General features: G+C 66.4%; 18 protein-coding genes. 9 read left to right on the top strand and 9 right to left on the bottom strand.

Features of this window, described 5'->3' with window-relative positions; all coding sequences use genetic code 11:
• Positions 1–122: 122 nt before the first annotated feature.
• Both AB1285_RS22000 and AB1285_RS21995 read left to right on the top strand, forming a co-directional pair.
• The gene (locus AB1285_RS22000; RefSeq protein WP_005050774.1) at positions 123–782 is read left to right on the top strand and encodes a type IV toxin-antitoxin system AbiEi family antitoxin domain-containing protein; all 660 of its coding nucleotides are present in this window, start codon (positions 123–125) and stop codon (positions 780–782) included.
• Positions 775–1,833 carry a nucleotidyl transferase AbiEii/AbiGii toxin family protein gene (locus tag AB1285_RS21995; RefSeq protein WP_005050776.1) on the top strand — a complete coding sequence of 353 codons (1,059 nt, stop codon included), beginning with the start codon at positions 775–777 and terminating at the stop codon, positions 1,831–1,833. Before AB1285_RS22000 ends, AB1285_RS21995 begins: the two co-directional genes overlap by 8 nt.
• A 5-nt stretch (positions 1,834–1,838) precedes the next feature.
• Here AB1285_RS21995 and AB1285_RS21990 read toward each other — a convergent pair whose 3' ends face one another.
• Positions 1,839–1,994 (bottom strand): Lsr2 family DNA-binding protein, encoded by a 156-nt coding sequence (locus tag AB1285_RS21990; protein ID WP_425488716.1) that lies wholly within the window; start codon positions 1,992–1,994, stop codon positions 1,839–1,841.
• Here AB1285_RS21990 and AB1285_RS21985 point away from each other — a divergent pair.
• The gene (locus AB1285_RS21985) at positions 1,985–2,428 is read left to right on the top strand and encodes an SDR family NAD(P)-dependent oxidoreductase (protein ID WP_082157159.1); all 444 of its coding nucleotides are present in this window, start codon (positions 1,985–1,987) and stop codon (positions 2,426–2,428) included. The genes AB1285_RS21990 and AB1285_RS21985 overlap by 10 nt on opposite strands.
• An 85-nt stretch (positions 2,429–2,513) precedes the next feature.
• On the opposite strand, the gene AB1285_RS21980 is transcribed toward AB1285_RS21985, so the two are convergent.
• The 4 genes from AB1285_RS21980 to AB1285_RS21965 form a co-directional block, all read right to left on the bottom strand.
• Complete coding sequence (locus AB1285_RS21980; RefSeq protein WP_005050794.1) at positions 2,514–2,906, bottom strand: SDR family oxidoreductase; 393 nt, start codon at positions 2,904–2,906, stop codon at positions 2,514–2,516.
• A 51-nt stretch (positions 2,907–2,957) separates the two neighbouring features.
• On the bottom strand, positions 2,958–3,623 hold the full coding sequence (locus AB1285_RS21975; RefSeq protein WP_005050795.1) for an N-carbamoylsarcosine amidohydrolase: 666 nt from the start codon (positions 3,621–3,623) through the stop codon (positions 2,958–2,960).
• Positions 3,620–4,423, bottom strand: coding sequence for a polysaccharide deacetylase family protein (locus AB1285_RS21970; protein WP_203225534.1), 804 nt, complete (start codon positions 4,421–4,423; stop codon positions 3,620–3,622). The genes AB1285_RS21975 and AB1285_RS21970 overlap by 4 nt, the downstream gene beginning before the upstream one ends.
• Before the next feature lie 91 nt (positions 4,424–4,514).
• A protein-coding gene (locus tag AB1285_RS21965) for an IS3 family transposase (protein WP_370428832.1) occupies positions 4,515–5,911 on the bottom strand; the annotation gives its coding sequence in 2 pieces (ribosomal slippage) (positions 4,515–5,575 and positions 5,575–5,911; 1,398 coding nt in all).
• 279 nt (positions 5,912–6,190) lie between these two features.
• On the opposite strand from AB1285_RS21965, the gene AB1285_RS21960 reads away from it, so the two are divergent.
• Together AB1285_RS21960 and AB1285_RS21955 are read left to right on the top strand one after the other, a co-directional pair.
• Positions 6,191–7,426: an IS256 family transposase gene (locus tag AB1285_RS21960; RefSeq protein WP_046746337.1), complete on the top strand. Its 1,236-nt coding sequence runs from the start codon at positions 6,191–6,193 to the stop codon at positions 7,424–7,426.
• Between the two features lie 899 nt (positions 7,427–8,325).
• Complete coding sequence (locus AB1285_RS21955; protein ID WP_370428833.1) at positions 8,326–9,387, top strand: hypothetical protein; 1,062 nt, start codon at positions 8,326–8,328, stop codon at positions 9,385–9,387.
• Between the two features lie 149 nt (positions 9,388–9,536).
• Here the strand turns inward: AB1285_RS21955 and AB1285_RS21950 are convergent, their stop codons facing one another.
• From AB1285_RS21950 to AB1285_RS21940, 3 genes are all read right to left on the bottom strand, one after another.
• A complete protein-coding gene (locus AB1285_RS21950) occupies positions 9,537–12,272 on the bottom strand; it encodes an NACHT domain-containing protein (protein ID WP_217584119.1) in 2,736 nt (911 codons plus the stop codon).
• Positions 12,273–12,702: 430 nt separating this feature from the next.
• A complete protein-coding gene (locus AB1285_RS21945; protein WP_217584118.1) occupies positions 12,703–13,500 on the bottom strand; it encodes a metallophosphoesterase in 798 nt (265 codons plus the stop codon).
• A gap of 79 nt (positions 13,501–13,579) precedes the next feature.
• Positions 13,580–14,041 (bottom strand): zinc ABC transporter ATPase, encoded by a 462-nt coding sequence (locus AB1285_RS21940; RefSeq protein WP_217584117.1) that lies wholly within the window; start codon positions 14,039–14,041, stop codon positions 13,580–13,582.
• A gap of 161 nt (positions 14,042–14,202) precedes the next feature.
• On the opposite strand from AB1285_RS21940, the gene AB1285_RS21935 reads away from it, so the two are divergent.
• From AB1285_RS21935 to AB1285_RS21925, 3 genes are all read left to right on the top strand, one after another.
• Entirely contained in the window at positions 14,203–14,541 is a 339-nt protein-coding gene (locus AB1285_RS21935; protein WP_231860830.1) for a helix-turn-helix transcriptional regulator, read from the top strand.
• 440 nt (positions 14,542–14,981) lie between these two features.
• Positions 14,982–16,073 carry an XRE family transcriptional regulator gene (locus AB1285_RS21930; RefSeq protein WP_061682412.1) on the top strand — a complete coding sequence of 364 codons (1,092 nt, stop codon included), beginning with the start codon at positions 14,982–14,984 and terminating at the stop codon, positions 16,071–16,073.
• Positions 16,070–17,161, top strand: a complete 1,092-nt coding sequence (locus tag AB1285_RS21925) for a hypothetical protein (protein ID WP_061682415.1) — start codon at positions 16,070–16,072, stop codon at positions 17,159–17,161. The genes AB1285_RS21930 and AB1285_RS21925 overlap by 4 nt, the downstream gene beginning before the upstream one ends.
• On the opposite strand, the gene AB1285_RS21920 is transcribed toward AB1285_RS21925, so the two are convergent.
• A complete protein-coding gene (locus AB1285_RS21920) occupies positions 17,123–17,743 on the bottom strand; it encodes a hypothetical protein (protein WP_061682416.1) in 621 nt (206 codons plus the stop codon). The genes AB1285_RS21925 and AB1285_RS21920 overlap by 39 nt on opposite strands.
• 397 nt (positions 17,744–18,140) lie before the next feature.
• Here AB1285_RS21920 and AB1285_RS21915 point away from each other — a divergent pair, with 397 nt between their 5' ends.
• Complete coding sequence (locus AB1285_RS21915) at positions 18,141–18,788, top strand: hypothetical protein (protein WP_251448559.1); 648 nt, start codon at positions 18,141–18,143, stop codon at positions 18,786–18,788.
• Positions 18,789–18,802: the final 14 nt, after the last annotated feature.

Raw genomic sequence — 18,802 nt, 5'->3', positions numbered from 1 at the left:
GAATATAACCCGTTCCCGAGGGTTTGGAACCCCCTCACTGCTAAGGGGTGGCCCCAGAGGCTCGAAGTCGACAATCTGAACGAGCTACAACGTTTGTTGCGGTTTCTCGCTACACTGTGCGCATGGCAGGATCAACTTTCGCTCGTCTGGGCGAGCTCGCGTCACAGCGTTGGGGCCTGGTGACCACCGCCCAGGCGCTCGAGGCTGGCGTGGCGCGCCCGACCCTGACGCGCCTCGCCAACAGCGGCGCGCTCATCCGCGTCGCGCGCGGCGTCTACCGCCTCGCCGGCGCGCCAGAGCACGAGCAGGAGGCGATCCTCGCGACCTGGCTCGCCCTCGGCGGCGCCGACCGTCCCCGCACAGACACCGGCGTCCCGCCCGTCGTCGCCGCAGGCCAGACGGCCGCGCAGCTGCATGGCATCGGCGACTGGTTCCCCGGGCCACTCGAGTTCGTCGTTCCCACCCGCCGCGGTACCCGCCTGGACGGGGTGCGGCTCCGCACCCGCGAGCTCGCGCCCACCGAGGTGGTCTCCGTCGACGGGATGCCGACCATGAGCGTCGAGCGCACGATCGCCGACCTGATCGAGCAGTGGGTCGACCGCTCCCTCGTCGCCGATGCGCTCGCCGACGCCGCGGACGCGGGAAAGCTGCTCTCCCCCGCCCGCCTGACCGAGTATCTGGAGCCGCTGGCCAAGCCCAACAAGTACCCCTCGGGTGCCGCGCTCGCGGCTGATCTGCTCGCTCTTGCGGGCGTCGACGCGGTGGTGCCGGCCGATGCCTGAGCCCGACGGCTACAAAGACTGGACGGGGCTTGCGCAGGCGATCAAGGCGGCCGCGACGAAGGCAGCCGGTGACGGCGCGAGCGCGCTGGATGTGAATGCGCAGATCGTGCAGGCACAGCACGATCGTTTCCTCAGCCGGGTCTTTGCGGAGGGGGAAGAGTCCGAGTGGCTGCTCAAGGGCGGCACGGCGATGCTCGCCCGGGTGCCGAAGTCACGGTCGACGAAAGACCTGGATCTGGCCTCGACCGGCGCCGCCGATCTGGATGCCGCGCAGCAGGCGCTCGAGCAGGCAGCCGCGCGTGATCTCGGCGACCATGTGCGGTTCCAGCTCACCCGTGCCCGTGCGACCGGGCGAGGAGAGAACCAGCCGGGTGTCGCGACCCGGCGCCTGGTGTTCACATGTCTGGACGCGAACACCGGCCGGAGGATCTCCGACATCCCCATCGACGTGGTCGTCGGCCCTCCCCCGGTCGGCCGCGTCGAGACGATCGAGCCGTCGACGCGGCTGCAGCTGGGGCGGCCGGTCCCGTCGCACCCCTACCGGCTGTTCCCGATCTCCGATCAGGTCGCGGAGAAGGTCACTGCGACGATGAGCACCTACAACGGCCGCCCCAGCAGCCGCGCGAAAGACCTGGTGGACATCGTCACCATTGCACGCACGCAGCGCGTCGACCTGCGCGAGCTGCAGATGGCCATCGACGCGAAGCGTGCACTGTCAAAGCTCGACTCGTTCACTACGTTCACGGTCCCGGACGGTTGGGACGGTCCCTACCGGGTGCTCGCGGCCGGCACGCCCTCAGCCGGCGGGATCACCGATCTGGGTGAGGCCGTGGCTCTCGCGCGTCAGCTGATCGATCCCGCGCTCGCCGACGCGCCCGTGCAACCGGGGACGGTCTGGGTCCCTGGCTCAGGCTGGACACAGAACCCTCCGCCGCCGGAGCCGGGCGGCAGCGGATCCCCTTCGGGGGAGGTCCACGTGCGCGCGCACGTGCGCTCCGGTTATCCCGTCACGGAGCACTGGCGCGCAGCGCGCGGCTCAGCCCAGGAGTGACCGCGTCAGTGCGCCGCGTCGTACGCCTCGAGGATGGACGCGGGAACCCTGCCGCGATCGCTGACCTGGTGTCCGTTCTGACTGGCCCATTCACGCACCGTGTTGAGATCGGCCCGTCCGCCCCGCGACGTCCTCGCCGGACGCCGGGTGGCTGCGCCGATGCGGCGCGCGCTCTTGGCCCAGGCCTCGAACTCGAGATCGATCTCGAGTTGCTTTCCGTCGATCGCGAAGGTCGCGGGATCGAGCCGCTCGCCAGGTCGCGCACACCACCGCGAAGGGCGGCGTCATCGCGATGACGAAGTCGCTCGCTGCGGAGGGCGCCCGCTACGGCGTCCGCGCGAACTCGATCTCGCCTGGCTTCGTCAGCACCCCGGCGACGGACAAGGCGGTGGATGCGGAGGGCAAGGCCTGGCAGGTCGGCAACGCGCTCATTCAACGCCCCGGCACGGGCGAGGACATCGCGTACATGCCGCTCTACCTGGCCTCCGACGAGTCCTCTTGGGTGACCGGACAGAACTACAGCGTCGACGGCGGCGCGACCGCCGGGTGGCGGAACGACAGCGAGACGGACCGACTGGCCGCGAAGAACGGCTGACACGCGGGTCGCGGCGCGACCGGTGACGGACGTGAGGCACGGTGTCAGCTGACACCGTGCCTCCCGTCCGTCGTGGCCACCTCGTCTAAATCGCGAGGTACCCGCCGTCGACGGCGAACTGCGCGCCGGTCGCGAAGGCGGCCGCGTCGGAACCGAGCCACGCGACCATCTCGGCGATGTCGTGCGGCGTGCCGAGTCGGCCGATCGGGTGCTTCGTCAGCAGCGCGTCCTTGAAGCCGGGGTAGGTCTCCTCCAGCGCGTCTATCATTGGCGTCTGGATCACCCCGGGCAGCACTGCGTTCACGCGGATGCCTTTGTCGGAGTACTCCACCGCGGCGGCTCGGGTGAGGCCGATGACGCCGTGCTTCGACGTGACGTAGGCGGACTGGTGGGCGATGGCGACCTGCCCGAGGGACGAGGCGGTGTTGATGATGGATCCGCCGCCCTGCGCCAGCATCTGCGGGATCTCGGCCTGCACGCCGGTTCAATATTCCGCACAGAGGAAGTTGGCCCCACGGCGTTACTGCAGTCAATCGTTCTGTTGCGCAAGCCCCCGCAGGTAAGCACGTGCGTCGTCGAGGCTGACGACATCGCCGTACTTCGCGTCGATGTCAAAGAGGCTGGCCAGGTGCGGAAGGGCTGCCCGGTCGCCGACTGCCTCTTCGACGACGATGGTGTGGAAGCCGTAGGAGCAGGCGTCAACCGCCGAGGCGCGCACGCACCCACTGGTGGTGCAGCCGACGATGATGATGGTGTCGACACCCCGTGAGATCAAGCGTGCGGCGAGATCAGTTCCGAAGAAGCAGGATGCGTACTTCTTCACCAGGGTCATCTCGTGGGGCAGCTGGCCCAGCCTGCTGTCGACCTCCACCCATTCGCTGCCCTCCACCAACAGGTGGTTGGACGGGATCTTCTTGATCCAGAGCCCCGCCTCCTGCAATTCGGTGTCGTACGCGACCGTCGAGAAGAAGATGGGGATCTCGAGTTCACGGGCGGGGACGAGTAAGGCATTGGTGGCGGCCAGCTGTGACTCCAGTTCGCCTGACAGGGGCGAACGGCTGTCCGTGAATCCGGTGATCAAGTCGACGATCAGCAGCGCCGGCTTCTCGCCGTAGCCGATCCGGCCGCCCAATCCCTTGGCCTTGAACTCGTCGCGCAGCCGTGCGTACTCATCGATCAGCTCCGTATTCGTCACGAATCGGCTCTCCTGTTCCCCGTCGACTGATAGTGCGCCGCGATGGCATCGCTCGTCGTCACCCAGACACCATCGTGAGACGTGATGTGCTCGAGGGCCCGATCAAGGTAGCGGTGGCGGAACGGCTGGCCGACGATGAACGGGTGCAACGGCAGCGACATGACGCGACCCGAGTGCTCGGAGTCTGAATAGAGCTGATCGAACTGGTCGATCACCGCTTCCAGGAACTGCGGGCCGGTATAGCTCTTACTCACGAACATCGTCACATCGTTGAGTTCTATCGTGTAGGGAACGCTGAACATCCCGTCGACGTTCAGCGGATACGGCTGATCGTCGTTCGTCCAGTCCAGGACGTAGTCATACCCCAGCTCCCGAAGGATCCGCGGCGTCTCGAACGTCTCTGTGAGCGCCGGGCCAAGCCAGCCCCGCGGCCGTACTCCGGTGGCGGAGGCGATTGTATCCGTCACGTCTTGAAGGTAGGCGCGCTCCGTGTCAGCACCCATTCCAGCTTGGAAGGTGGAATTGTCGCGGCCATGCGCGAGCCACGCCCAGCCGCGTTGCCGGCCTGCCTCGAGAATCTGGGGGTAGTGCCGACAAACGTCGGAGTTGAGAAGCACACTTGCGGGCACTCCATGTCGGTCGAGGCTCTCGATCATCCGCCACAGGCCTACCCGCGGACCGTAATCGCGCCAGCCGTAATTGAGTGGATCCGGCTGCAGCATCGCGGTACCGCCGAAGATGCTCGTGGAGGGCTTGTCGATCTGATAGTGCTCGATGTTCAGCCCGACATAGAACGCCACTCGGGCCCCATTCGGCCACGAAATCGTCGGTCGCTCCGTGATCGGGCTGTAATCGAAGCGGAAAGTGTCAAGGCGGGTGAGACAGATTCCGTCAGGCGGTCTGTATGAGGGCCTCCTGTGAGGGCTGGTTGATCCAGGCGGCCTCGGGCAGCTTGGGCGCCTGGGGTCGGCGGTGGCCGAAGCGCTCGGGACGGGCGGCGTAGGCCGCGTCCAGGGTGGCCTGGCGCTGGGCGCGGACCTGCCCGGCGGTGCCGAAGTGGACGCTGGCGGGGGTGTGCAGCCCGATCCCGCAGTGGCGGTGCTCGTGGTTGTAGTAGGCGAAGAACTGCTCGGCGAACGCGCCGGCGTCGGCCAGGGACCCGAAGCGCTCGGGGAAGACCGGGGCGTACTTCAGCGTCTTGAACGCCGCCTCGCTGTAAGGGTTGTCGTTCGACACGTGCGGGCGGGAGTGCGACCTGGCCACCCCGAGGTCGACGAGCAGCTGAGCGACCGGTTTGGAGGTCATCGAGGTCCCGCGGTCGGCGTGGATCGCCTCCGGCACGCCATGGATGCCCATGGCGTGCTCGAGCAGGTTCTTGGCGATCTCGGCGTCCTCGCGGGCCGCGATGGTCCAGCCCACGACGAACCTGGAGAAGATGTCGAGCACGACGTACAGGTCGTAGTACACGCCCCGCTCCGGCCCCTTGAGCTTTGTGATGTCCCAACTCCACACCTGCCCCGGCGCCGTCGCGACGAGCTCGGGCCGGGTCCGGGGCGGGTGGCTCGCCTGCCGGCGCCGTTCCCCGGCCATGTCGTGCTCGCGCAGGATCCGGTGCATCGTGGACATCGAGCACAGGTAGGTGCCCTCGTCCAGCAGCGTGGCCCAGACCTGGGCGACCGACTTGTCCGCGAACCGCTGGCTGGTCAACACGGCCAGCACGTGGGCCCGCTCGGCGGCGGACAGCTTGTTCGCCGGTGCCGGCCGCGGTGTCCGTGGACGTGGCGGTGGCGGGTTCTTGGCCCGGTAGTGACTGGCGCGGGAGCGACCCAGCAGCGCGCACGCAGCCGCGGTGCCGACGTGCTCGGCCAGCCCGTCGACGGCCGGGTTGATCACCGCGGCGACCGCGGCGGCTTGTCCGCGCTCTCGGAGAGCGTCTCCAAGAGCGCGTGTGCTTTTCCCATCAGGTCCAGCGCCGCCCTGGTCTTGGCCAGCTCGGCCTCGGCCTTCTCCGCCCGGGCCCGTAGCGCCTGCAGCTCCCGCTCGCGCCGGTCCCGCGGCTTGCTGCCCAGCCCGGACAGCGAGCCGGCGGCCGCGGCCTTGCGCCACTCGATGATGTGGGAGGTGTACAGGCCCTCCCGGCGCAGGATCTCCCCACGCCCAGAGCGGTCCGCGGCGTCGTACTCGGCCAGGATCGCCGCTTTGAACTCGGCGGTGAACGTCCGCCTCTTGGGCCGGTCAGCACGAGGAGCCATAGCCCCATCATCGGTGCCGACGTCAGCAACCGTCATCGTCATCTCAGTATTGGTCCGTTCTCGCCCCGTGCAGTGCGAAGGTCAGCAGTGCTGGTGTCTCACCCCATCCTGACGCACAGGGGGCGGCTGGACGATCTCACCGAGTGGGCGCATGGTTTCACCGGCCGGGCCCAGTCGTTCCCCGGCTACCGGGCCTGGAGTCCCGCGGGGTGGTGGTCTTTCGGGCCCGCGGCGTCGTGACCGCGACGGGGTGAGCCATCGTGCGATGGTCAGTGAGAACGACCAAGAACTCACACAGAAAGACGACACCGCACGATGGCTCTTGACCAGTCTGCCCTCCTCGAGCTGCTCGGGGAACTGAAGCTCACCGGCACCACCGACCGCATCCGAGCCGCGACCGAGCGGCTCTACCAGGAGCTGATCGACGCGGAGACAGCCGCATTCATCGGCGCCGCCCCCTACGAGCGCACGAGCGAGCGCACGACTACCCGCAACGGTTCCCGGCCGCGGGTGCTGTCGACCACGGCTGGGGATCTGGAGTTGCGGATCCCGAAGTTGCGGCAGGGGTCGTTCTTCCCGTCGCTGCTGGAGCGGCGCCGCCGGGTCGACCAAGCCTTGTTCGCGGTCGTGATGGAGGCCTACCTCCACGGCGTCTCAACCCGGAAGGTCGATGACCTCGTCAAAGCGCTCGGCGCTGACACTGGCATCTCGAAGTCCGAGGTGTCCCGCATCTGCCAAGGGCTCGACGCCGAGGTCGCATCGTTCCGCGACCGCTCGCTGTCTGACATCGCCTACCCCTACGTGTTCCTCGACGCGACCTACTGCAAGGTCCGCATCGACCACCGTGTCGTGTCCCAGGCGGTCGTCGTCGCGATCGGCGTCGCCGCTGACGGGCGGCGGGTCGTGCTGGGCTTCGATGTCGGAGACAGCGAGACCGAGGAGTTCTGGAAGCAGTTCCTGCGCTCGTTGAAGACACGAGGTCTGGGCGGGGTGAAGCTGGTGATCTCCGACGCCCACGCCGGACTGAAGAAGGCCGCAGCGACCGTGTTGCAGGGCGCCGCCTGGCAGCGCTGCCGCGTCCACTTCATGCGCAACGTCCTGACCGCCCTCCCGAAGGGCCGGCAGGAGATGGTCGCCAGCGTGATCCGCACGATCTTCGCCCAACCCGACGCCGAGCACATCGATGCCCAGTTCGACGAAGTCGTGCGCATGATCGAGCGCGTCCACCCCAAGACCGCCGTGATGCTCACCGACGCCCGTGACGACATCCTCGCGTTCAAAGCGTTCCCCGCCCGGCATTGGCGACAGATCTGGTCCACGAACCCGCTGGAACGCCTCAATCGGGAGATCAAGCGCCGCACCGACGTCGTTGGCGTGTTCCCGAACAACGCCGCCCTGCTCCGCCTGGCCGGCTCCGTCCTCGTCGAGCAACACGACGAATGGGAAGCCGCCGACCGCCGCTACTTCTCCGAAGCCTCCATGACCGAGCTCACCGCGACCACCCCCACCATCGACGAGGCGGTGATACTCCCCGAGATCACCGCCGCCTAAACTAACGACAGCTGATCATCGCAACGAAGCGAAAGACCACCACTCAAACGGACGCGGCCAAGACGATCGGCAAGGCGGGTGTCGCCGAGATGCTCGGTTTAGTCGTAGAAACGCCGACCGCCCGGGCCTGGCTCATCCAATACCTGCAAACCTCGCCCAACTACGCGCACAACGGCGATCAGCAGATGAGTCGTTCCGCGCAGCGGCTTCTCCGACTCGCCCGCGCACAAGGGCACGATGTTGTCGTGCCGGCCTGCACACACTGTGATCGAGATCTGCTGCTCGGAGCCAATCACCCCGACGGCTCACGATGTTGTCACGGGTGCTATACCAAGGCGACACCGAAGATCTGCGGCCGATGCCACCTCCCTAAGATCATTCGACGCAGACTCGAAGACGGCTCGGCCGTGTGCGGGACGTGCTGGAGGAAGGATCCCGCCAACTACCGGCTCTGCACGATCTGCGATCGGATGCAGCCAGCGCACAAGCGAGTCGACGGCCATAGCGTCTGCGAGAACTGCGCGGATGGACGCATCGGGCGATGTGTCCACTGCCACAAGACCACGACCATCGCCGTCTCCTTCCTCGGAGGAGACACCTGCGAGTCGTGCTACCGGCACGCCAAGTCCACGAAGAAGAAGTGCCCCACCTGCTACACGAGTGCTCTGCTCGTCGCGGTGGACGAAGCCGGCAACCTGGTTTGCAGCACATGCGCCGGAACCCCACCCCGATACGCATGCCCACGTTGTGGCAACGAAGAGCCACGGTACGGCCGCATCTGCCATCGCTGCCACGCAACCGACTGCGTCAATGACCTCTTTGCCGAAGGAACCGCGCGAACGCGCTCGCTCCTCGCACCCCTGCAAGTGCGGCTACTCGATCACCCTGAACCCCAATCGATGGCGAAGTGGACCAAGCGAAGCCGCACCGCAGCCCTGCTCCGGAAGATGCTGCGTGAGGAGATCCCGATCAGCCACACTGCACTCGATGATCATCCAGCCTTCCAGCCTGCCAACCTACTCCGGCACTCGCTTACAGACGTCGGCATCCTCAAGCCGCGCGATGAAGGTGGAGTCCGGTTCGAGCGATGGCTCGACGCCTTCCTCAGCGACCGGCCCGACTCTGTCGCGCGACACCTCACACCGTTCTGCCGATGGGAAGTCACCGCACGCACCCGCCAGCTCATCAGGCAAAAGGGGATCACGGACGGGTCCTACATGCGGGCGCGACTGATCTGCCGCACAGCAGAGAGATTCCTCAACCACCTCGACCAGAACGGCATCGATCTCGGGACAGCGCCGCAGAGCGTCGTCGAGCAGTACCTCGACGACAACCCAAAGGAAGCCTCCTCCCTGCGAAACTTTCTCCGCTGGGCCGCGCGGACGGGCCGCGCAAGACGGCTCCGACCCATCAAGCATCCCAGCGGTCTCAAAGCGACCAGCTACCCACCAGACGAACACAAGAAGTGGCTCCAGAGACTGAGCACCGACGAGTCGCTGCCGCTGATCACGCGGATCACAGGTCTCATCAGCGGCCTCTACGGTCGACCCGCTTCCCACGTATTGCGCCTCACGCGCGCGGACATCATCGATGATGGCAACACCCTTCAACTTCGGCTTGGACAGACTCCAATCACCCTGCCACCGCCACTCCCAGAGCTCATTCGAAGCCAGATCGACGCGCCCCGACGATGGGATACCGATTCCGATTGGCTCTTTCCCTCCAAGCTCAGGGCGGGTGCGCATGTCGACTACGACCGTCCCGTGACCAGCCTCGAAGCGCTCGGCTGCAGCATTGTCGCGCTCCGAGGCTCCGCAATGCTCAACCTCGCCAGCACCATGCCGATCGGTCCTCTCTGTGACCTCACAGGCGTGGCGCCAAGCGTCGCCCGACGATGGCAAATCGCAGCCGCAGCACCATACGCAAAGTACCCCGCGATGCGACAACCTGCGCGACCGTGACAAAGCGGTGAGCAGTTCCCGGAAGCGTTGCACCAACAATCGATCCGAGTCGCCCGCCGACGATGGCACCGACGAGAAGACACCCGCCCGGACAAGGTCAAGGGCTCGCACGCATTCGGGCGGCTTGGCCGGTGAGCGCAACACCCGACTTACCCGGCATACCCTTGCCCTCGAAGCGATCTAGACGCGTGTTGGCGAAGCAGAACAGTCCCATAGTGTGCCGCGTCGGGCTGACTATGGGCCATCGAGCTGATCGTGGAAGCGAGTCCTGCTCGTGCCGCGGGTTGGTCCATCGCCTGGAGGAGCGCCACCGACGCCGTTGCGCCACTGCTACTGCTGGTCGATGCGGCTTCCTCATTCAGCCGCTCGACCAGCACGAGTGCCTCGGGCACCGTGGCAGCGACTCGTGCGAGGTGTCGTGCGAGGATCTGCGCTCGTGCTCGCGTCGTCTGGCCGCCGGGCTTGATGTACTTGCGTCCTTCGGTGAGCGTGGTTCGTGCTTGTTTGGCTGCCGGCGACATGCCGCTGCTGTGCTCGCTGAGGTACTTGGTCGCGAGGTTGGAGAGGTTCTTTCTGCTGAGTTCGTGCAGCGACTCCAGCGCGATTGCGCTTTCGCGCTCGGCCTGCGATAGCGCTAGATCCATAAGGTCGGCGAGTGATCGGGGCAACTCTGGAGCAGTTTCCGCGAACTGCGCCATCGCGCTCGTCAGCAGCGCGCGTCTCACGGCGGGGAACTCAGCGCCGAGATTGTCGAGATAGAGCTCACCAGCGAGTCCGGCACCGAGGGCGGTCAATGGAGTTTCTGCTGTGGTGGTGTCGTACTCGGTCACGATCTGTATGACTTCGTCTGTGAGGTGCTCGCGCCGCTTGAGAAGTCTTCCCGCGGCGAGGAGCCAGGTGTTTCGCCAGTGGCTAGACGGAATGAGCGTCTTCAGTCCGCCGAGCACGGTTGCGTCGTCGCCGTCCGTGAGGGCTCGCGCTGCCATGTACTCCTGCAGGGATCTGACCTCGAACTCATACTTGGCCGGCCTGCGTGAGACGAGCATGACGACCCGTTCGGTGGAGAGCCGAAGGAGTTTGTCCGCAATCGTCTCCGACTCAGTCTCATCGAATCCGGCCATGGTGAGACGCCTGCGGAGGATTCGACCGATTTCCGTCTTCGTCAGTACGGCGTCGGATTTGCCAGGTTGTTCGGTGCGTGCCTGCAGTTTGATGCCGGCTTGTTCGTGCAGGTGATCGATGTGTTGGCGGAGTGTCTTGAGTTCGGCGAACGCCTCGCTCTTGGCGAGCTCCCGCTCGTACACCACCTTGTAGTAGCGATCGAAGAGCTCGAACCGGTCGCTGGGAAGGTCAACGGCCTCCTCTGCAAGGGCGGTCATGATCGTCACCTGCAGGGGTGTCGTCATCAGTCTCTGCGTGACTCGTTCGTGAACAGCGGTGATGAGCCGCTCGGTGACCTGCGCGGCGAGGTCTGGGTCTTCCGACGTTCGGACGGCTGTGAGCGCTTCGGAGTAGCTCAGCGCTTCGCCTTCCGTGAACTCGAGCAACTCCAACTGTTCACACGGTAGAGCGTCGCCGAACTCTCCGCGGTACCCCTGCGGGCGAGTGGTGGCGACGACAAGAACGTCGGCGCGTTGAGCGCTGAGTTCGCTCACGAAGCTGCTGATGGCATCGATCAGCCTGCTGCGCACTTTCGCATCTGGAACCTCGTCGAGGCCGTCAAGGATGAGGCAGGCCGGCCAGCTGCTCATCCATTCCAGCAGGGCGCTCGGGTCGGTCGGGTTTCCCTCCACGAGGATTGAGTCAGCGATGTACTTGAGGAGCGAGAAGGCGCCTTCGTCTCGAGCGACCGACGTTCCTGCCTTGGCCAGCTCGACGACGATGGGCCAGCGTCGGCGCTTCGGGGCTGGGATCCCGGCGGTGGTGAGACGGTCGCGCAAGCCGTCGAAAGCGTGCTTCGCGTTGGCGCCGTATCGGGTTATGTCGGTGTCGCGGAGGAACGCTACCCGGTAAGCATGTGCAATCACCTGCGCGATGGTGCTCTTTCCTTGGCCCGGTCCTCCGATCAGGACCACACCTTGCGGGCCGGAGCCCCCAGAGCTGGACAATGCGCGATTGCCGATCGCGAGCGTTACGCGTGCAGCCATGCGTCGGCCTTCGGCCTCGTTGGCGGGCCCCGCGCGCCATACGCACGGGAGATCGATTGCAATGTCCGCCAGTCGGACCTTTGAGGTGTCGCTGTAGCCGGCGTCGCCGGTGCGAACCCATTGTCGGGTGATGAGTTCCGCGACAGCGTGACCCGCCAGCCTGTCGGCTTCAAGTGCGGTCCTCTTGGGCAGCAGAGACTCGAGTTGCACGAGGAAGTCGCCGGTCACGATCAGTTCGAGGTACCGCTGTCGTATCGAGGTGTGCTTGTCGAGCATCGTGCGGATCTCCGCGTAATCCCAGACGAACCAGCCGTCCAAACCCAGCTCGGCGGCCGAGTTGCTCATCAGAAGCTCAAACTGGTCCTTCCCTCCGCTGCCCTCCGTGCCGGAGAGCGCCACGTTCGTGGCGAAGAGGAGGTACTTCGGTGTCTTCTTGCCGAGACGCTTCTTGCCGAGCCAGCCGCGGATCTCGCCGCGCACCTCCTCGATGAACCACTTCCAGTCGGCGGTAGCTGTGGTTGGCTTCTCGTGGTGCTTCACCTGGATGACGCCGTATCCATTCCAAGAGCTCGCGCTGCCCACAGGGAAAGTGACCCGACCTTCAAAGGTTGCGTCGCGTTGACCATCCTTACCGGACCCAAACGGGCGTACACCATTGCCCAGCTCGGCCTTTGCGAGAGCTTGAAGCATGTGCTCGAACTGCTGCCAGCCCATGCGATTGAGGTCGTAGTGGCCCATCTGCTCCCTCTCTCCGGGCTGCCGCGTAGATACCGTACGAGTCCGCGACTGATCTCTCCGGAGATCATGATGCTGAGGTTACGAGACCACGATTCGCGCCTACGGCAGTCTCTCAGTGAAGGCTCTCCGCTGGTGGTTCCCGGGACGGTGCGTCGTGACGGTAGGGATGCCGCCCTCCGCTTCGGGTGTGCGGCAGTACGTATACGATCTGACAGACCGGCGGCTGATTGTGGGATCTCATGACCAACTGTCATGCGTGAACCCGCTGACCTGAACCCCTTGCTCGACCGGATCGACGCTGGCACCGATTTGTCTCATGAGAGCCGTCACAAACTGGCCCGATTTTGATCGGGCTGCCGTTCAATCCCACAGCATCGCTTTCCCTTGACACGGCTCCGCGGTTCCGCCGGCACATGACTGCTGCTCGCGATCAACACGATTCGTCACGGCGGGGCCACTGGCGGTCCAGCGCGCCGAGGAGGTCCTCGAGCGCGATCAGCAGTTCGTTGTATCCCATCTGGTAAAACAGGGCATCGGAGTTCGAGGTCTCGCTGGCGTCAAAGTCCGCGACGAGTTGACGGGCCTCACGGATCGTGACATCGAGCCACGGCTCGACGTCCGGCAGGTTGCGGATCCAGGCGTCGATGACGGTGAAGGGGATGGGCGCGTACCCGTGGGCGTCGACGCCGACGTGGAACTGGTGGCCGATGGGGCCGTGATCGCGTGCGTGGGTGTGGCCATGCAGGAGCGGGATCCCGTCGTCCCAGCGCGGCCGGTGCGTGGTGTGCCGGTCCGACTCTTGGGAGTCGCCCTTGTAGGGGTAGTGGGAGGCGAGGATCCGGTACCCGCGCCGGGTCCCTTCGATGACCTCCGGCAGGATGGTCCACCCGGCCGCCTCGTAGAGCGGCGCGAACCTTTCGATCGCCTTCCTCGACTGCGTCGCGGGCGACACCCGGTCATGGTTTCCGGGTACCAGGTATCGGCAACCGTTCAGCTGCGCGGTGAGGCCGATCGATTCTTCGATCGGTCCGAGTGCGACATCCCCGAGATGCAGCACCACATCGGTCGGGCTGACGACCTCATTCCAACTGCGGACGAGTTCGGTGTTCATGTCGTCGACGGTGGTGAACGGGCGTTCCGCGAGCTCGCTGATCCGCGCGTGGTCGAAGTGGGTGTCCGCAGTGACGTAGTCGACCTGGTCGAAGTCGAACCACGGATACTCACTCATGGCAGGCCTCTCGCAGGTGATGGATGCTCTTGCAGAATCTAGCGATGTCTAGCGTTTCGATAGACCCGGATAGATATCGCTAGAGTTCGTCGAGATCGATCCCGAACTTCCGAGCGAGGTCGGCCAGCGGGATGTCCTCACTGTCGGTGGGCCGTTCCCGGACGATGCGGGCGATCTCCTCGTTCTCGGCTGCGTCCGCCGCTTCCGCGATCATTGCCAGTTCCTCAATCAAGGCATCAACGGGTCTCCCGACGTCGGCCGCGCGGCGCCGGATCTCTGCGGCGGCGTGGGCGAGGGTGTACATACGCTCCCACGGGTAGTCGCCGTGCCGGGCGACGGCGACGGTGTCGCGGGTGTAGCTGCGCTCATCGCCGGGGACGAGCCACCGTTCGGCGCCGTCCGAGGTGAGGAAGAAGTCGACGTAGCAGTTCCCACACGGCATCCGGTATACCCCCGGCTCGGTGGGAGCAGACTCGGCGCTGCGCGCGATCATGCCGCGGATGACCTCCTCCCAGTCGACATCGCCATCATCGTGCGTCACCGGTGCCCCTTCCAAGCAGAACAGAGAAGTGTCCTACGGAAACGCGACCGACGCAAGCCCGCCTACACGGTGCAGTCCGCGGGCACATGGCGCAACAATGAGCGTGGCGAGATTCTTCGAGCTCGTCGGGCGCAAGCAAGACACAAGCAAGGAAAGAACTGATGAGCACTCCGTTTCGGGAGCTGGAAGTCGCATCGCTCGCGGCCATGACGACAGACGAGCGCGCACGGTTCGACGCCGCGCTCGAAGAGGAAGAGGCACGGCGCGCGATGGCAGAGATGGTCTATCAGGCGCGCACGGCCGCGGGTCTCAGCCAGGCGGCACTCGCAGATCGAGTCGGCTCGAAGCAGTCCGTCATCTCCGCCATCGAGAACGGATCTCAGCAGCCCACCCTCTCCACACTTCGACGAATCGCGCGCGCCGTCGACCGCCAACTCACCATCGAACTTGCCTCCGCTGACCGACCGGCGCGCCCTGGGGCGAGCGATCACTGTCCGTGATCGCGCGAGGGCGAGCCTTTACGCCCGATCGACAGGAAGGTGTGCGGGAGTCGGACAGCGATAGCAGTGTTCCAGCGTGAATAGCGACCCGACCGCGATCAGCTGGCGGCCGTCCGTAACGCCTCGCGTGAGGATGCCGGTGCGACAAGTCGACAATCCGCTCGTCCTGCTCGATCCGGGCCAGTAGCAACTCCACCAGCGTCGACGTTCCGGTCATGGCGACCTCCTCGAGAGAGACCTGCCGGGATCGCGCACCCCCAGACTTCGGCGTCGGAGTCGGAGGCCTGCTGCATGATGGGCATCGCCAACGATCCGTCCCGCACATAGGGGAGCCCCTCGCACCACAACCCACTATCTGGCGACACGCCGCTCGACCAAGCGGCACATGTACCCGGCAAACAATGCAGTTCTTATGCTAGCCTTGTCGGCGGAGGTGACTGATGGCGGATGCGGCGATCTCGATGATCACCCTGCTGCGTGAGGCGAAGGGCTGGAACCAGACCGAGCTGGCGCGAGAGGCGGGGGTCTCGCAGGCTGTCATCTCCCGCCTGGAGACCGGGGCGCTGGAGCTCACCCCGGATCGCCGGGACGCGCTCGTGAAGGCGCTGGACTGCCCGCCGGAGATCCTCGAGGAGCAGCCCACCGTCCCGGGCCTAGCGATCAGCTGCCTGCACCACCGCCGCCGGGCGAGCACGATGACGGTTCGCACGATGCGACGCATCGAAGCGCTCACGCACCTGACCAGGCTCACGATGGAGGGCCTGCTCACCGGGATCGCGCCGCAGCCGCAACGCACCCTGGTCCGTGACCCGATCGACCTGGACGGCGATCCCCGCGAGGTCGCTCGCCGGCTCCGGGAACGCTGGGACCTCGGCGACGGGCCGATCCGCAACCTCGTCGGCATCGTCGAGTCCGCCGGCATCATCGTGATCGAACGCCCCCTCTCGACCCCCGGGCAGGACGCCGTCTCCACCTGGCCCGGCGACCAGTCCCGGTTCCCGATGATGCTGGTAACCAAGGGCCTCGCCCCCGACCGGCTCCGGTTCACGGTCGCGCACGAGCTCGGGCACCTGCTGATGCACGACATCCCCGGCCCTGAGCAGGAGGACCAGGCCAACAAGTTCGCCGGCGAGCTGCTCGCGCCCGCCGACAGCATCCGCCCCGACCTGGCAGGGCTGCGCACCGGAGAGTTCCGGCGGCTGCTGACCCTGAAGGAGAAGTGGGGCATGTCGATCGGCGCGCTGATCCGCCGCGCCTACGACCTGGAGATCATCACCGACCGGCAATACCGCGAGTTCAACATGCGCCTCGGCCAGATGGGCTGGCGCAACAGCGAACCCGGCGACGTCGCCGTCGAGACCCCGTCCACCCTCACCCAGATCATCAACGCCCACAAGAACATCCGCCACCAGAGCGTCGCCGATATCGCACGGCTGGCGGGCATGACCGAAGACGGCTTCCGCCGTCACTACCTCGGGGAGAACCCTCAACCCGAGAACCTCGTTCCGATCACGTTGGGAGCCGCAACATGACCGACCTCGCCCCGCCCTCCGGTCACCATCCCGCCCCGGTTCCCGCCGGGACGGGCATCGACAGCGCCATCCTCATCCACGCACCGCAGTCCAAGGTCGACCGCATCGCCGCGTTCAGCCGCAACGCGGGCATCACCGCCCTCTACACCGTCGCCGGCGGCAACAAGACCGCCGCCGCCGACAAGCTGCTCACCACCCACCGCTCCATCGCCGGCCCCGAATCGCGCATCCTGTTCGACGCGAACCGCTACTCCGGCAAGAACCGCGCCACCGGCGACGCACCGCTCAGCCTCGAATGGGTCACCTGGCAACTCGACCACGGCGCGCCGGTCGCGCTCACCGACACCGGCTACATCAGCCTCGAGAACATCGCCCAGGTCGACCTCGCGCTCGGCCGCGGCGCAGACATCGCGAGCCAGGCTTCCGGGACTGTGATGACGATGCTGCCCATCGAGTCCCTCATCCTGAAGAACTCCGCCGACCAGCTGCGCACCGCGATCGACCGCGCCGGCGTCCCCGTCGCCCTCGCCCTGGGCCACAGCACCGACCCGTTCGGCGCCGTCGACACCGTCCGCGGCCTGCTGCACGTGCTCGGCTCACAGGTGAGCATCGCGCTGCTGCGCACCGACCTCTCCGCCGTCGCCGCGGTCGCCGCCGGCGCCCGGTTCGGCGCGGTCGGCACCAGCAGCACCCTCCGCCACATCTGGCCCTCCAAGGGCGGCGGCCGCAGCCCCGGCACCTCCGTGCTGGTCCCGCGGCTGATGTCCTACCACCTGCTCGAGCGGCTCCCGCTGGTCGCCGCGCAGGTCCCCGCCGACTACTTCTGGTGCGACTGCAACATCTGCGAAGGCGGCGCGGTCTTCGACCACGTCACCGAGCACACCGCACCCGAACACAGCATCGGCTCGATCGCCACGTTCGCGGCGAACCTGCTCTCCGGAACCCGCGAGGAGAACCTCAAGTCGTTCCGCGAGAAGGCGATGAACGCCCAGACCCTGCACTCCGAGATCCAGGTCGAGATGGAAGACGTCCGCTGGGCGCCTGCCCGCTCACTCGACTCCTGGGTGAAGGCCCTCGACGGCCGGTAACGCGCACGGCAGCGCATCCGACCGGATCGCCCACTCGAACAACCGCTCCTCATACACCCGACGCCACAACGGGCTCAACGCCGAGCCCGCCCGCACGCCGGCATCGCCGCCCACATGCACCTCGACGCTCGACTCGTCACACACCACCAGCGCCGTCCCCTGCGCGTCGAACTCCTCCGCGACCAGCGGCGACCGGCGCGGGAACACGGGAAACATCCCGATCGTCCTCGCCAGTGACCGCAGCGGCCGCAACGCCCGCCTCGTCGGCGTCGGCGCGCCCACCCCGACCATCGCCGCGACCCGCAGCACCGTCGGGCACCCCGCATCCAGCAGGTCACGCACGGCATCCGTCGACACCGCCGGGCCATCCATCCGGGTCAGCCGCAACGACAGCGCGCGCCGGTCCCAGACGACCACCGGATACACGTTCGCGTCCAGGAACGTCGTCAACGGCAACACCGCCGCGCCCGGCAGCAGCGTCGTAGTCGCGTGAGCGGCCGCGGCATCCCGCAGCCCGGGCTCACCCCACGCGCGATCGGCAGCAGTCCGACGAGGGGTCTGCAGCACGATCGAGATGCTCATGCTGCCCCCTCCAGCTCAAATTGCAGACGAGACCCGGCTAGGACCTCCACAACGGCGTCAGCCCGCGGCCGAGCATAGATCGCACCGCCCACACCAACCCCGAGAGTCTGCATCACCCACGGCGGAGTCACAAGCTGGCCCACCTTCGACACCATCTGAGCACCCTCCTCACCCTCCTCCGCGCGACGCACACACACCACCCCCTCGGCCACCTCGAACCGCACCCGACCCGGCACCTCGATCCCCGCCGACACCAGCACGCGCCGCGGGATAGACAACTGCCGACGCGCCCCGATCATCCGCGGCCCATGCACCAACAACCCACTCATGCCTTAACTTTAAGATGACTTTCGATCGACGTCCACCGGCCCCGCCGATTCGGTGGCACGCTGAGACGATGAGCAGCCCCAGCCAGCCGCCATCCAACGCCGACAGCGTCGCTGGCTTCGACCGCACCATCCCGCTCGCTGTCGAGGCCCTCGAGCACCGGGCGCGTGACGTCGAGAGCGTTGCTGGCGCCGGCGACGAGGCTGCGGTAGTCAAGGCATACGCGGCCGCTCGGTTCTTCATCGTCCAGATCGACGTCGACATGCGCGTGCTGCTGCGCGCCATGGCCGCAGACCCCGCTGCGCGGGTCACGACCGAGAAGCTCCTCGCCCTCGTCCTGCGCGAGAGCATCGAAGGCGTCTACAGGGTCCTGGGAGACCTGCAACGCACTGCACGCACGCAGACCGGTCGGTTCGCTGACTTCATCGACATCGAGGGGCTCACCGCGGGGCAGAACACCTACAAGGCAAGCGTCCGGGACATAGCCGATGACCGCTCCTTCAAAGAGACGCTCGTGAAGATCCGCAACGAGGTCGCCGCACACATGTTCAGCGACGACGTCGGCATCGAATCAGGGGCCGCCTGGGTCGTCTCTCGCTCCGTCATGCCCAAGACCGACGACGCCATGTTTGAGAGCCTGATCTTCAGCCGCTCGATCCAAGTCCTCCACGCGCTCCACACCCTCGATGAGGCACTCGCTAATATCCGCCGGATGTGATCGAAGCGGTCGCA

The sequence above is a fragment of the Microbacterium sp. NRRL B-14842 genome (assembly GCF_050470785.1).
Note: the sequence above shows the minus strand (reverse complement) of the source record. Positions and strands in the feature narration are given on the sequence as shown.

Excerpts from the sequence above, each read along its gene's own strand:
- AB1285_RS22000 (WP_005050774.1), top strand. The coding sequence starts at position 123 with ATGGCAGGATCAACTTTCGCTCGTCTGGGCGAGCTCGCGTCACAGCGT.
- AB1285_RS21995 (WP_005050776.1), top strand. The coding sequence starts at position 775 with ATGCCTGAGCCCGACGGCTACAAAGACTGGACGGGGCTTGCGCAGGCG.
- AB1285_RS21960 (WP_046746337.1), top strand. The coding sequence starts at position 6,191 with ATGGCTCTTGACCAGTCTGCCCTCCTCGAGCTGCTCGGGGAACTGAAG.
- AB1285_RS21955 (WP_370428833.1), top strand. The coding sequence starts at position 8,326 with ATGGCGAAGTGGACCAAGCGAAGCCGCACCGCAGCCCTGCTCCGGAAG.
- AB1285_RS21950 (WP_217584119.1), bottom strand. The coding sequence starts at position 12,272 with ATGGGCCACTACGACCTCAATCGCATGGGCTGGCAGCAGTTCGAGCAC.
- AB1285_RS21945 (WP_217584118.1), bottom strand. The coding sequence starts at position 13,500 with ATGAGTGAGTATCCGTGGTTCGACTTCGACCAGGTCGACTACGTCACT.
- AB1285_RS21935 (WP_231860830.1), top strand. The coding sequence starts at position 14,203 with ATGAGCACTCCGTTTCGGGAGCTGGAAGTCGCATCGCTCGCGGCCATG.
- AB1285_RS21930 (WP_061682412.1), top strand. The coding sequence starts at position 14,982 with ATGGCGGATGCGGCGATCTCGATGATCACCCTGCTGCGTGAGGCGAAG.
- AB1285_RS21925 (WP_061682415.1), top strand. The coding sequence starts at position 16,070 with ATGACCGACCTCGCCCCGCCCTCCGGTCACCATCCCGCCCCGGTTCCC.
- AB1285_RS21920 (WP_061682416.1), bottom strand. The coding sequence starts at position 17,743 with ATGAGCATCTCGATCGTGCTGCAGACCCCTCGTCGGACTGCTGCCGAT.
- AB1285_RS21915 (WP_251448559.1), top strand. The coding sequence starts at position 18,141 with ATGAGCAGCCCCAGCCAGCCGCCATCCAACGCCGACAGCGTCGCTGGC.